At 71.5% G+C, this 12,039-nt stretch carries 13 protein-coding genes; 3 read left to right on the forward strand and 10 right to left on the reverse strand.

The features are described 5' to 3' along the window. Positions 1-7: 7 nt before the first annotated feature. Positions 8-526 carry an ester cyclase gene (locus tag IEY17_RS10105; RefSeq protein ID WP_188987049.1) on the reverse strand — a complete coding sequence of 173 codons (519 nt, stop codon included), beginning with the start codon at positions 524-526 and terminating at the stop codon, positions 8-10. A gap of 385 nt (positions 527-911) precedes the next feature. Here IEY17_RS10105 and IEY17_RS10110 point away from each other — a divergent pair, with 385 nt between their 5' ends. After that, entirely contained in the window at positions 912-1,244 is a 333-nt protein-coding gene (locus IEY17_RS10110) for a glutaredoxin family protein (RefSeq protein WP_188987050.1), read from the forward strand. A 334-nt stretch (positions 1,245-1,578) separates the two neighbouring features. On the opposite strand, the gene IEY17_RS10115 is transcribed toward IEY17_RS10110, so the two are convergent. Continuing rightward, positions 1,579-1,863 carry a hypothetical protein gene (locus IEY17_RS10115; RefSeq protein WP_188987051.1) on the reverse strand — a complete coding sequence of 95 codons (285 nt, stop codon included), beginning with the start codon at positions 1,861-1,863 and terminating at the stop codon, positions 1,579-1,581. A 211-nt stretch (positions 1,864-2,074) separates the two neighbouring features. On the opposite strand from IEY17_RS10115, the gene ptsP reads away from it, so the two are divergent. Next, positions 2,075-3,715: a phosphoenolpyruvate--protein phosphotransferase gene (gene ptsP / locus IEY17_RS10120; RefSeq protein ID WP_188987052.1), complete on the forward strand. Its 1,641-nt coding sequence runs from the start codon at positions 2,075-2,077 to the stop codon at positions 3,713-3,715. 55 nt (positions 3,716-3,770) lie between these two features. Here the strand turns inward: ptsP and IEY17_RS10125 are convergent, their stop codons facing one another. The 8 genes from IEY17_RS10125 to IEY17_RS10160 all read right to left on the reverse strand — a co-directional run bounded on the left by IEY17_RS10125 (position 3,771) and on the right by IEY17_RS10160 (position 11,028). Next, positions 3,771-4,043: a hypothetical protein gene (locus IEY17_RS10125; RefSeq protein ID WP_188987053.1), complete on the reverse strand. Its 273-nt coding sequence runs from the start codon at positions 4,041-4,043 to the stop codon at positions 3,771-3,773. A 298-nt stretch (positions 4,044-4,341) separates the two neighbouring features. Then, complete coding sequence (locus tag IEY17_RS10130) at positions 4,342-5,121, reverse strand: AfsR/SARP family transcriptional regulator (RefSeq protein WP_188987054.1); 780 nt, start codon at positions 5,119-5,121, stop codon at positions 4,342-4,344. 235 nt (positions 5,122-5,356) lie between these two features. Beyond that, positions 5,357-6,712 carry a hypothetical protein gene (locus IEY17_RS10135; protein WP_188987055.1) on the reverse strand — a complete coding sequence of 452 codons (1,356 nt, stop codon included), beginning with the start codon at positions 6,710-6,712 and terminating at the stop codon, positions 5,357-5,359. 175 nt (positions 6,713-6,887) lie between these two features. Beyond that, positions 6,888-7,073: a hypothetical protein gene (locus IEY17_RS10140; RefSeq protein ID WP_188987056.1), complete on the reverse strand. Its 186-nt coding sequence runs from the start codon at positions 7,071-7,073 to the stop codon at positions 6,888-6,890. Positions 7,074-7,162: 89 nt separating this feature from the next. Further along, positions 7,163-7,363 carry a hypothetical protein gene (locus IEY17_RS10145; RefSeq protein WP_188987057.1) on the reverse strand — a complete coding sequence of 67 codons (201 nt, stop codon included), beginning with the start codon at positions 7,361-7,363 and terminating at the stop codon, positions 7,163-7,165. 402 nt (positions 7,364-7,765) lie between these two features. Next, positions 7,766-8,440 carry a response regulator gene (locus IEY17_RS10150; protein WP_188987058.1) on the reverse strand — a complete coding sequence of 225 codons (675 nt, stop codon included), beginning with the start codon at positions 8,438-8,440 and terminating at the stop codon, positions 7,766-7,768. Next, the gene (gene macS, locus IEY17_RS10155; RefSeq protein WP_229679995.1) at positions 8,437-9,621 is read right to left on the reverse strand and encodes a MacS family sensor histidine kinase; all 1,185 of its coding nucleotides are present in this window, start codon (positions 9,619-9,621) and stop codon (positions 8,437-8,439) included. The genes IEY17_RS10150 and macS overlap by 4 nt, the downstream gene beginning before the upstream one ends. Before the next feature lie 219 nt (positions 9,622-9,840). After that, the gene (locus tag IEY17_RS10160; protein ID WP_188987060.1) at positions 9,841-11,028 is read right to left on the reverse strand and encodes an AI-2E family transporter; all 1,188 of its coding nucleotides are present in this window, start codon (positions 11,026-11,028) and stop codon (positions 9,841-9,843) included. A 198-nt stretch (positions 11,029-11,226) separates the two neighbouring features. Here IEY17_RS10160 and IEY17_RS10165 point away from each other — a divergent pair, with 198 nt between their 5' ends. Further along, positions 11,227-12,039 carry a hypothetical protein gene (locus tag IEY17_RS10165; RefSeq protein WP_188987061.1) on the forward strand — a complete coding sequence of 271 codons (813 nt, stop codon included), beginning with the start codon at positions 11,227-11,229 and terminating at the stop codon, positions 12,037-12,039.

Below are 12,039 nucleotides of genomic sequence, written 5' to 3' on the forward strand. Positions count from 1 at the left end.
ACCGGCGTCAGGGCTGGAGGGTGTTGAGCGGGGTGCCGTCCAGCAGGGCGCGGACCTGTTCCGCACCGGTGACCGGCAGCCCGTCGCGCTCCAGCAGCCCAACCTGCACCAGCAGCGACGCCTGGTCCCAGTAGATGTGCTCGTAGGCCACCTTGCCGTTCTCGCAGCCCACCACCGCCACCACGGGGATCTCCACTCGGCGGCCGGTCGGGGCGATGCCGGGCAGCAGCGCGTCGATCACCCGGTCGTGGGTGAAGCTGATGACCATCTCGTCCACCACCCGCTCGCCGTCACAGGTGCGGGAGACGCGGTGGATGGCGACGTCGTCCGGCCACTGGCCGATGAAGTGCTCGGAGTAGAACCGGGTCACCGCGTCGCGACCGGCGCCCCCGGCCGTGGTGGGCACGTGGTTGACCACGGGGTGGTCGGTCATCGTCGCCATGGTGGCGGCGACGTCCTTCGCGACGAACTCGTCAGCGACGTGCTCGTCGAACAGGGCGCCGAGATCGGTGGGGTTCGAGGTCATGTGCACCTCCTGGCCTTCGCACCGGACTACGGGATCGAACGGCAGCGTGGTCGCCGCGACGCGACCACTGTGATCCTCGGTCGTGTCCGGGCCCGGTGCACTCCGCCAACAGGCCGCTGGTCCGTGGCCAAACTCGAGTGCTTCCCCCAGGGGCAGGGCGCCCAACTTCAGGCGAATCTGGGTGTCCGTGCCGGGTTTCGGCTGGTCGGTGTTCGATCGGGAAGTCCACAGAGGACACAAGGGGTGCGGCCCGGCCGCGCACCCGCACCGGATTCGGGCGTGGCGCGAATGATCCTGCCACCCGCGGCGTTGCACGTCAGTGCGGCCCGGTGGGCATCCAACGCCCACGAGCCCGGGCCGAAACCGCCAGATCAGGAGGCATCACATGACCGCCGCAGTGCAGGAAGTCGTCGTCTACACCAGGCCGGGCTGCCCGTTCTGCACCTCGCTGCGCGCCGGGCTCCGGCGCCAGGGCCTGCAGTTCACCGAAATCGACATCTGGCAGGACCCGGAAGCGGCAGCGGTCGTGCGCAGCATCGCCGACGGCAACGAGACGGTGCCGACGGTGGTGATCGGGGACTGGCAGGCGGTCAACCCGTCGGCGAGCAGCGTGCTGGCCGCCGTTGGTGAGCACGCCCCGCACCTCCTGCCGGAGCGGAAGCCGGGACCGGTGGACGGCGCGTTGCAGGCGTTGGGCCTGCGCAAGGTCCGCGACTGATCACGACGGGCGCCCCGGCACCGGGAGTCCGCGGCGCTGGGCCCCGGAAAGCGCCGGGCCCGGGCAACGCTGGGGGCCGACCGCACGGGGGGCTTTACGGTCGGCCCCCAGGTGGTTGCGATCGTCGGTGGCGCGATACCGGCGAGCAGCAACGCGTCCAGTTTGACGTCTGGGGTGCCGGAAAAGATCCAAAAACCGTGTCAATTTAGCTCGAACGGTGGACACCCGACGGAGATCCACTGTGGCCGCGGACACAGAATGGCCCGTCCGCCGGGGCAGTTCGGCGAACGGGCCCTTCCGTGTCGGGATCGGTTCGGGGACCAGTCCGGTGCGCTCACTCCGGGGACGGGGCAGCCCCGGCCGAGGCGGCCGGGGCCTGCGCGGGTCGTGCCTGGCTGGTGTCGACCGGCTCACCCGGCGCGAGGTGGGGCCGGTGGGGCAGCTCCCCCGTCGGCGGCGGCAGTCTGTCCGCGCTGGCCTCGGGGGTGCGCCGCGCCTCGGGGCGGTTCTCGTCGGGGTTCGGGAGCGGGGCGGCGAACAGGCTTGCGATCGCGGCCAGAGGCTCGGCGAACCAGTCGAGTCGGGGTGTCGGTTCGGTGATCTGCGTGCTGATTGCCATGCCCAAAGCCTCGTGGTCGCGAGGGGTCGACGGGATCCGTACGGCTACTCAGTTGTTACTCATCGGTACGGGCGAGGTTGCGACATTCGAGGGACGTAAGAACCACTGTTGTCACTGCGCGTGTCCACGCTGGTCGCGGCGGCCCGGCCGTTCGGCGTACCCCTGCCTACGATCGCCCCAGAGGCCGAACGAGGAGGGTATGGTCTAGACCATGTCGCGCTTGACTGGTGTCGGAGTCAGCTCCGGCCGTGCCTCGGGGCCGGTCGCCCGGGTCGCCGATCCGCTGCCCGAGCCGCCTGCAACCCCCGCTCCGGCCGATCCCACCGTCGAGGCCGCCCGCATCCGGCCGGCCGCCGAAACCGTCGCCGAGCAGCTCTTCGAGCGCGCCGCCCGCGTGGAGGGCGACGCGAAGGCGGTGCTGGAGACCACCGCCGCGATGGCGCTCGACCCGGCGCTGCTCTCGCAGGCCGAGCAGCTCGTCGCCACCCGCTCCCTGCCCGCGCCGCGCGCCGTGTTCGAAGCGGCCAACGGCTTCGCCGACGCGTTGCGCGCCGCCGGGGGCTACATGGCCGAACGGGCCCGCGACGTGCAGGACATCCGGGACCGGATCATCGCCGAACTACACGGCGTGACCCCGCCCGGCGTGCCCGAACTGAAGCAGCCCAGCATCCTGCTGGCCCGCGACCTGGCCCCCGCCGACACCGCCGACCTCGACCCGGCGATGGTGCTCGCGCTGGTCACCGAGGAGGGCGGCCCCACCAGCCACACCGCGATCCTGGCGCGGTCGCTCGGCATCCCGGCGGTCGTCGCGGTGCGCGGCGTGCTCGCCCTGCCCGACGTGGTCGGGCTGACCGTCGACGGCAGCAGCGGTGAGGTCGAGACCTCCGCCGAACCGGTGGCGGTGCGCGCCGCCGAACGTGTCGCGGCGGCCGAGTGGAACGGCGTCGGCGCGACCGCCGACGGGCACCAGGTCAAGGTTGTCGCCAACGTCGGATCGGCCGCGGACGCGCGCGCCGCCGTGGCGGCCGGCGCTGAGGGCGTCGGCCTGTTCCGCACCGAGTTCTGCTACCTCGGGGCCAACGACGAACCGACGGTCACCACCCAGCGCCGGGCCTACCAGGAGGTGCTCGCGCCCTTCGTGGGCAAATCCGTCGTCGTGCGCACCCTCGACGCCGGTGCGGACAAGCCGCTGGCGTTCCTGGACATGGGCGTGGAGCCGAACCCGGCGCTCGGCGTGCGCGGGGTTCGGGTGGCCTTCGACCGGCCCGACGTGCTGGACCGGCAGCTCGAGGCGATCGCCGGGGCGGCCGCCGACTCCGGTGCCGAGGTGTCGGTGATGGCGCCGATGGTCGCGACCGCCGACGAGGCCGCCTGGTTCGCCGAGCGGGTGCGGGCCGCGGGGCTGCCGCGCGCCGGGGTGATGGTCGAGGTTCCGGCGGCGGCGCTGACCGCGGCGGAGATCCTCGACGCGGTCGACTTCGCCAGCATCGGCACCAACGACCTCGCGCAGTACGTCTTCGCCGCCGACCGGATGGCCGGGGCGCTGGCCGAGCTCAACGACCCGTGGCAGCCGGCGCTGCTGCGCCTGATCGCCGAGGTCGGCCGCGCGGGTCGCCAGCTCGGCAAGCCGGTCGGTGTGTGTGGCGAGGCGGCGGCCGATCCCCTGTTGGCCGGGGTGCTCGTGGGCCTCGGCGTGACCAGCCTGTCCATGGTCGCCGCGGCGGTGCCGGCCGTCGGCGCGGCCCTCGCGGAGCACCCGATCGAGGCGTTCCGCCGGGCCGCCGAGCAGGCTCTGGCCGCGGCGACTCCGGCGGCCGCCCGCGCGGCAGCCGACGCCGCGCTGAACCGGTAGCGCTACGCAGCAAAGCCGCTCGAAACTGTGCGGCGGTCACCAGGCCCGGGTGTGGCTAGTGTGCGTGGTGGTGTTCCTGTCGGTGGTGTTGCTCCTGCTGGTTCAGTTCTTCCTGGGTGTGCTGGTGCTCGTGCTCGTGGCACAGGTAACCCTGGTCAGGCCCGTGGCAGTGGTGGTGGTTGTGACTCCCCTGCTGCGGGGCGACCTGTGCGGCGACGGCCGGGAGCTGGCTCGTGGCTGACGACCCGGCCAGGGCGAACGAGGTGGGCCCGAACAGCAGCGGCAACGCCAGCACGAGACCGAGCAAGCCGCGGGTGGTGGTACGCATCAGCGCTACTCCTCTGGTTCCTGGCCACCCCGGAAATTCGCTGGGAAAGGTCACCAACGAGGAAGCCATGACGAAGGACGAACAGTCCCAGGCTAGGAGCCGCGAAAGTATGCGATAACCCTTGTGGTCGTGATCCTCGGTATTCGTTACCAAAGTCCCGGCCGCGCCGAATTCGCCGCGGTAGCGCGCATGCGCACGCAATGTCGCGACTGAAGCCCCTGGTCAACGGCAGTCGACGCGGTATGGCAGGGCGCACGCACGAGCCGCGAATTCCGGCCGGGACCGCGACGGAAAACGCCTAGGCCCGGGAGCGGGCCAGCACGGGGCTGACCAGGTCGCGCAGGTTCGGCGACGGTGCGATCCCCAGCTCCCGGTGCAGCAGGCGCTCGTAGCGCTGGTAGTGGCGCACCGCCTGCGCCGGGTTCGCCTGCTGGAGCAGCACCTTCACCACCGCGCAGTGCGCCGTCTCGCGGAACGGCTCCACCTGCGTCGCCGCCTGGGCGATCTCCAACGCGCTCGCCAGGTGCCGCGACTGCACCAGCCGCTCCGCGGCGACCTCCAGCGCGTGCACCTGCAGCTGCTGGAGGCGCTCGCGCTCGGTGATGACCCAGTCGTCGTACCAGCCGGGCAGCAGCGGGGCGTGCCGGGCCAGGTCGCGGCCGATCTCCGCGCAGTCCGCCGGGGAGTCGGCCGACTCCTGGTTCAGCAGATACCGCCCGGCGGCGACCAGCCCGTCGACGTCCAGCGACACCAGCGGCGCCAGCTCCAGCTCGTGCTGCGTGCTGATCAGCGCGCCCCGCACCCGCTGGCGTACCCGCCACAGCGTGGTGCGGAGGTTCGCCAGGGCGCTCTGGTCGTCGCTGTCCGGCCACAGCACGGCGGCGGCGTAGTCGCGCTGGGTGCGTCCGCGCAGGGCGAGGAAAGCGAGCAGCCGCTGACCGTTGCTGGACATCGCCACGCTCTTGCCGTCGGCGTGCAGGCCCCAGCCGCCGAGCAGGGTCAGCCGGAGCGGTTGGTCGGGCTGGGCCGGCGTGCGCACCCGTCGGCGGGTCGTCGGACGAACAGTTGCACTGCTCATGGTTCCCCCTCGACAGGCCGGGAACCGCCTCCCCCGGGCGGTCGCGCGGCCTGGTTGTCTCCCCAGAAACCCTGGTCCAGCGCGGGACCAGGGCCCACATCCGTGCCTATCGAGGGTGTCACCGGAGGCCGTTACGGCACTACGCACGGTGATGTCCGACGACGATCCGCGCCCCGCCGACAGCGCACTCCGGCCCGCGCCGGAAGGCAGGGGCCGGAGTGCGCCGCCGATGCGTTCAGGAGGGCTGGAACGACCCCGGGCGTTCGGTCCGGCGCCGGTGCCGGCCCCGCGGTGGCCTGATGGCCCTGCGGCGGCGGTGCCGGTTGATCATCTTGGCGACGCGCCGGCCGGTGCGGATCGCGAAGGCGGTCGCGCCCAGCCACGGCAGCATCAGGACCACGACGGAGAAGATCGCCAGCAGCACGACGGCGACGTGCCCCTGGCTGACCGCGTTCATCGCGACCTCCCCGTACCGCCACGCCTGCGCGGTGCCGGTCGCCAGGTAGTACGGCAGCCGGATCAGCAGCGACACCAGCGCGATGATCAGCACCGGGACCACGATCAGTACCCAGGTGGTCACCATGGCCCGCACCCGCGGGTTCAGCTGGTGGGTCTGCGGCACCCGCTTGCCCTTCATCCGCTGCAGAACGGGCCGCACGAAGGCGAACAGGTTGGGCACGCCCACCAGGTCGCCGAGGATGTAGTAGCCGTCCAACCGCAGCAGCGGCAGCAGCTGCTGCAGCATCTGCAGGTGGTTGAGCACCATGAACACGAGCAGCGGCGGGTAGTGCGTCACCGCGTAGACACCGGCCGTGGCCACGATGAAGATCGCGTTGAAGTAGATCCCGCCCAGGTCGGTGCGCAGCCGCCCGCGCCGGTCCAGCCGGTAGGCGTCGGTGACGTTGGTGTAGAAGCACGGGTAGAGGATCAGGATGCCGACCCCGATCGCACCCGGTCTCGCGCCACCGTAGTGGCAGCCGGCGGCGTGCCCGAACTCGTGGAACAGCGTCGACCCCACCCACAGCGCCATCAGGCTCAGCACCAGGACCGGGTCGCCGGCCGAGCGGTGGAACGCGGCGTCGATCCCCCCGTTCCACACCAGCCACCCGTCAACGGCGACGAAGGCGCAGATCATGATGGCGATCGCCGTCGGCCGGTAGAACGGGGCGAAGATCGGCGCGATTGCCCGGACGACCGGCCCCGGCAGCAGCACGCGGTGCAGGGCCAGCGACAGCAGCGGCCTCGCCCGCGGCGGGTCCGGCACCGGTTCGGACAGGGTGGCCACGCCCATGGGGTGCAGCTTCTTGTTGACCAGGTACTCCACCCCGGTCGGGGATACCTCCTTGTCCTGGGCCAGGGTGACGCGCTCGGCCACCTCGCGCAGCGTCCGCTGCCCGTCGATCTCGCTCGCCACCTGGTACAGCAGCGGTGAGACGAGCACCATCTGCCCGTCGGCCCGGGAGACGAGGTAGCGCGGCTCCGCGTAGCCCCCGCCCTCGTACTCGCCGCACAGCCGCACGCCGTCGACCAGTCGCGGAACCGCGGTCTCGTCCGTCGAGCCCACTGCCTCGACGTCGGTAGCTTCTGACATGACAACCTCCTGTGAGCCGGCCCGCGGGCAGGCTCAAGCCGCGCGGAGGAGCGGTGCCGCCCCCGCGCGGGTCAGCGGTCCGCCGAGTGCGTGGACAACGCGCCCGCCCGACCGGCTCCGACTTCTGGCCGGGAGCGGACGCCGTCCGCCCCCGGCCAGACGGCACGACGGCGCATCAGAAATCAATGTCAACCACGTTGCTGGCGTCGATGTCCTGGTGGATGTCGTCGCCGATGTTGACCGCCACGATGATGTTGAACTGGTTGACGACCACGATGTCGCCGAAACCGAAGTTCCCGCTGAGCGCCTCGCGCGTGGGCAGCAGCTCCACCGCCTGCGTCGACAGCTCGAGTTCTTCCATGTCCTTCTCCTCAGGTGGATGGGACCCCGGCCGCCCACCACGCGCAGCTGCGGTGGGCGGCCGGGAACTCAGCAGCTACTGACAGGCCGTCAGTGGGCGTTCTGGTCCACGTTCGCGTTGTTGAAGGCCGTGACGTCCACGTCACCGGCGAAGGAGTCGTTGTCGACGTCGACGTCGACATCCTGGTCGATGTCGATGTCCTGGTCGACGTCACCGAACTTGTCCCACCAGCAGCCACCAAGGGCTTCGCGCTCGGGCAGCAGTTCGGCGAACTCGTGGGTCTCGAACATGGTTTGCTCCTGTTCGCATTGACGGAATTTCGACTGCGGCTCTCGCGCCGCTGGTGACGAGTACGCCAGAGGCCCGTCACCGGGCCGTCACTGCTGCGTCACGCACCCCCGCGACCCCCGTTCGGCAGGGTGGAGGTGACGGTTCGTAGTCAGCGTCGCGACCAGGGAGAACTCGGCGCGGGAAAAGGATTTCGTCCCCGGTCCGGGTGAACCGGGAAAATTCGCCACGAGATCGCCTTCACCGAACGAAAAAAGGACCCGCCTCCGATCTGGTAAGCAGGTCCTGAACTGGGAAAACGCCGGGTGTTACACGCTTTGCCCGGCGCTGCCACGCGACGTCGCCGGGGCGCTGAAGGAGTGACCCCCGCCGGGGTCCCGGTCGCCCACCGCGGACCCCGGTGGTCAGACGCTGTCGGGCTCGGCCTCCTGGTCGAGGCCGTGCTCGATGGCGTACCGGGCCAGTTCCACCCGGTTGTGCAGCTGGAGCTTGCGCAGCGTCGACTGGACATGGTTCTCCACCGTGCGGTGCGAGATCACCAGCTTCTTCGCGATCTGCCGCGCGGTGAGGCCCTTGGCGACCAGCCGCAGCACCTCCGTCTCCCGGTCGGTCAGCGACGGCGCCTGCGACTCCTGGTCGGGCGTGATCGCCATCCGCCGGTACTCGCCGAGCACCAGGCCCGCCAGCCCCGGGGTGAACACCGCGTCTCCCGCGGCCGTCCGCCGCACCGCGTCCACCAGTTCCTCCACCGACGCCGACTTCACCAGGTAGCCCGACGCGCCCGCCTTCACCGCCTCCAGCACGTCGTTGTGCTCGCCGCTGGCCGACAGCACCAGCACCCGTGTGCCGGGGATCTCCTGGGTCACCTGCAGCGTCGCGGCGACCCCCGAGCTGTCACCCAGGTTCAGGTCCATCAGCACCACGTCGGGCTTGACCGTCCGGGCGATGCGTAGCGCCGACGCGGCGTCACCGGCGGTGGCCTTCACCTCGAAGCCGCGCTCCGTCAGATCCCGGGCAACCCCGTCTCGCCACATCGGGTGGTCGTCGACGACCATCACGGTGACGGGCGGTTCGCTCATCGCTTTCCTCCTCTGCGGCGCCTGGCCGGGTTCGCACCGGGGCGGGGTACCCGGGCCTCCCACTCGGTTCCCTCCCCCGGAGCCGTGTCCAGCGTGATCGTGCCACCCAGGCCCGCTACGCGTCCCCGGATGGACTTGGCCACGCCGAGCCGTCCCTCGGCAGCGGCCTCCGCGAGCCTGCCGTCCGGGATGCCGGGCCCGTCGTCCCGGATGCTCAGCACCACCTCGTCCGGCAGTTCCTCCAGCAGCACCCACGCCTTGGCGTCCGGCCCGGCGTGCTTCTCGACGTTCGCCAGCGCCTCGCGGACCACGGCGAACAGGTCCGAACTCATCGGCTCGGGCAACCGCACCGGGTTGCCCGGCACCGACACCTGGACCCGGCCGCTGCGCAGCACCTGCAACCGGGCGGCCAGGTCCGTCTCGCCGTCGGCGGTGCTCTCCTGCGGCGTGGTCGCGATCAGCGCGCGCAGCGCGATCTCCTGCTCACCGGCCAGCTTCGCCAGCTCGGCCGCCTCGCCGCCCAGCTCCGCGCCGCGCCGGCGCACCCGGGCCAGCACCTGCAGCACACTGTCGTGAATGGAGCGCGCCAGTCGCTCCCGCTCGGCCGTCGCGGCTTCCGCGCGCAGCGCGCGGGCCAGCCGCTCGGTGGACTTGCGCGCGGTGTCGGAGGACAGCCCGAGCACCAGTCCGGTGCCCACCAGCAGCAGCGTGTCCAGCGACATGGAAGGGCCGTAGTGGCCACGGATCAGGTAGTTGCACGCGGTGGCGATGATCCCCGTGGACAGCCCGCCGAACAGGCCCCACTGCGCGGCGGCCGCGGTGATCATCGTCGGGTGCCAGACCGTGACCACCGACGGGTAGTCGTTGAGCATCTGGGTCTCGGTCAGGATGAACTCGTTGCTGAGGAACAGCGCGGTGACCACGACGGCGTCGATGGCCACCATCCGGTTGGTACGCCCGGCCCGCGTCCAGTAGCGCCAGACCGTGAACACCGTCCACAGCCCCATGAGTGTGATGACCACCAGCGCCAGCCACGGGCGCTGGTACTCATGGAACTGGACCACGACCCACGCGCACGCGTACAGGAACGTCACGACGCGGAACACGTTGTGCCCCCGCCACAGCGGTGAGCGGCCGTCGGCGACCTGCGGTTGTTCCGACGGTGGTTGCGGACTGCCCACTATCGCTCCCTCCCAGCGGACCATCCTGCCGTACGCCCAGGGTCGACAGAGACCGCCGGATCGACCACTCTGCGTGTTTGTGATCACCAGGCGGTCCTGATCAGGAACGTCTGCAGTGGCGCGCTCCGCGGGCACACGTGGTGCCAGGCCCGCCGCGGGAGGCGGCATCCGCACGCTGCCGCCGAGATGTCCTGCTGCTCGGCGTGGCCCGATCGGGCGTCAGTGGGTTTCGTCGGGTTCCTTGGCCGGTTGGTCCAGGGAGTCCGGCGGTGTCTCCTTCTGGTCCGTCGGTTCCGGCGGTGTCTCCTCGCGGTCCGTCGGCTCCGGCGGTGTTTCCTCCTCGGACACCAGCGAGCGGATCGCCGAGTTCAGCACCGCCACCAGCGGAACGGCCAGCAGGGCCCCGACGATGCCGGAGAGCACCACGCCGACGCTGATCGCCAGCACCACCCCCAGGGCGTGGATCTGCACCGCCCGGCCCAGGATCAGCGGCTGCAGCACGTTGCCCTCGAGCTGCTGCACCGCCAGCACGATGCCGACCACGATCAGCGCGACGACCCAGCCCTTGGTCACCAGCGCCACCAGCACCGCCACCGCGCCCGAGGCGACCGCGCCGACGATCGGCACGAACCCGCCCAGGAACACCAGCGCGGCCAGCGGGATCGCCAGCGGCACCCCGAGGATCACCAGCCCCAGTCCGATGCCCAGCGCGTCGACCACCGCGACCAGCGCGGTCGCCCGCACATAGCCGACCAGCGAGGCGAACCCTCGGCAGCCCGCCACGTCAACCCGGTGCCGGCTCGCCCGCGGCACCAGCCGGATTACGAACAACCACACCCGGCGGCCGTCGTACAGGAAGTAGATCAGCGTGAACAGCGCCAGCACCAGGCCGGTCAGGAAGTTGCCGAAGGTGCCCGCGGTGGACAGTGCACCGCTGGTCAACGCCGCCTGGTTCGCCTGCAACCAGTCCTGCGCCTGCTGCAGGTAGCGCTCGATCTGGGCGTCGTTGATCTGCAGCGGCCCCCGTGCCAGCGAGTCCTTGAGGGCGTTGAGGCTGGCCAGCACCTGCCGCTGTAGGTCCGGGAAGCCCTCGATGAACGCGTTGATGACGAAGGTGAGCACTCCGCCGACCACCGCGAGTCCGCCGATGAGCACCAGCGTGGTCGCCAGCGCCCGCGGCACGCCCCAGCGGGCCAGCGCCGAGACGGCCGGGGCCAGCAGCGCCGAGAGCAGCAGCGCGATCGCCACCGGGATCACGACGACGTAGATGCGCCCGATCACCACGCCGAGCACGTACAGGGCGCCGAGGATGACCAGTACCCGCCAGCTCACCGCGGCCGAGACACGCAGCACGCGCGGGATGGCGGACGCGGCGTCGTCTCGCGTGGTGATCTTCATGTCGGTCACCTTGTCACCGTAGCGCCGAGAAGGGGGCCCGGGCGCGGAACGACCACGCCGCGCGACCGGCCACGATCACCAGTAACACGATGTAGCGATGTTGTCGCGCTGCGCTTACGGAACGGGCGGGTGTTTTGGGAGAGTGCGCCTCGGCGAGGAGGAGCTCCAGTGGGGAGTCACACCAGCCGAGGAGGTTCTGGCACCGAGATGGCCCGTGGCGACGACAGGACGGAAGCCGCCCGACCGTGGCGGCTGCTCACCCGTGCCCTGGTCGTGGTCGGGGCCACGGTCGCCGGAACCTCCGCGGCCTGGTTGCTCGGCACCGGCCTCCCGGCGGACGCCGCGGATTTGCGGCCCGCCGCGGCGGACAGCGCCGAGCAACCCGCGGCACCGGAACCCGCCGACGCGCGGACCGGTCCGGCGAACTTCTCGCTGGGTGGCCTCGATCCGCTCGGCCTGGTCCGCTCCGACGCGCAGCGGCTGCTCGACGCGGCCCAGCCGGTGACCGGCGTGCTGCGCGACTCCTCGGCGGAGATCCACCAGGTCGCGCACGGCGCGCTCACCACCACGAGCGCGGGGGCCAACTCGCTGTCCGAGTCGGTCGACAGTGGACTGAGCGAACTCGGGGAGCCGTTGCTGTCCGGTGCGAGCAGCTCCGCGGCACCAGACGCGCCCCCTCCGCAGCAGAGCCCGGTGCTTGACGCGCGGCCCGCGCCGCCGGTGCCACAGCTCAGCGCACCGACGCGGTCGGCGGAGCAGTCCGAGAGCACCCCGGAGCAGCACACGCCCGAACCCGCGCCGGAACTGCCCGGCGTCCCGCCGCTGTTCCACCTGCCCGCACCGACCGGGGCACCCGGCTGCGGCGGCGCCGCCGACGGTCCGCTGCACGGCACCACCGCGCTCGGCTGTCACCCGGCCGCGCCGGTCGCAGCGCCCGCGTTGCGTAGCGCTCCCACGCACGACACCGCGGACGCCCTGACCGGCGTCCCCGAGCCGCAGCCCGGCACCACCCCCGACTAG

This window comes from Saccharopolyspora thermophila, from assembly GCF_014646075.1.
In the GTDB taxonomy this organism is placed as follows: domain Bacteria; phylum Actinomycetota; class Actinomycetes; order Mycobacteriales; family Pseudonocardiaceae; genus Saccharopolyspora; species Saccharopolyspora thermophila.

Excerpts from the sequence above, each read along its gene's own strand:
- IEY17_RS10105 (WP_188987049.1), bottom strand. The coding sequence starts at position 526 with ATGACCTCGAACCCCACCGATCTCGGCGCCCTGTTCGACGAGCACGTC.
- IEY17_RS10110 (WP_188987050.1), top strand. The coding sequence starts at position 912 with ATGACCGCCGCAGTGCAGGAAGTCGTCGTCTACACCAGGCCGGGCTGC.
- IEY17_RS10115 (WP_188987051.1), bottom strand. The coding sequence starts at position 1,863 with ATGGCAATCAGCACGCAGATCACCGAACCGACACCCCGACTCGACTGG.
- ptsP (WP_188987052.1), top strand. The coding sequence starts at position 2,075 with ATGTCGCGCTTGACTGGTGTCGGAGTCAGCTCCGGCCGTGCCTCGGGG.
- IEY17_RS10125 (WP_188987053.1), bottom strand. The coding sequence starts at position 4,043 with ATGCGTACCACCACCCGCGGCTTGCTCGGTCTCGTGCTGGCGTTGCCG.
- IEY17_RS10130 (WP_188987054.1), bottom strand. The coding sequence starts at position 5,121 with ATGAGCAGTGCAACTGTTCGTCCGACGACCCGCCGACGGGTGCGCACG.
- IEY17_RS10135 (WP_188987055.1), bottom strand. The coding sequence starts at position 6,712 with ATGTCAGAAGCTACCGACGTCGAGGCAGTGGGCTCGACGGACGAGACC.
- IEY17_RS10140 (WP_188987056.1), bottom strand. The coding sequence starts at position 7,073 with ATGGAAGAACTCGAGCTGTCGACGCAGGCGGTGGAGCTGCTGCCCACG.
- IEY17_RS10145 (WP_188987057.1), bottom strand. The coding sequence starts at position 7,363 with ATGTTCGAGACCCACGAGTTCGCCGAACTGCTGCCCGAGCGCGAAGCC.
- IEY17_RS10150 (WP_188987058.1), bottom strand. The coding sequence starts at position 8,440 with ATGAGCGAACCGCCCGTCACCGTGATGGTCGTCGACGACCACCCGATG.
- IEY17_RS10165 (WP_188987061.1), top strand. The coding sequence starts at position 11,227 with ATGGCCCGTGGCGACGACAGGACGGAAGCCGCCCGACCGTGGCGGCTG.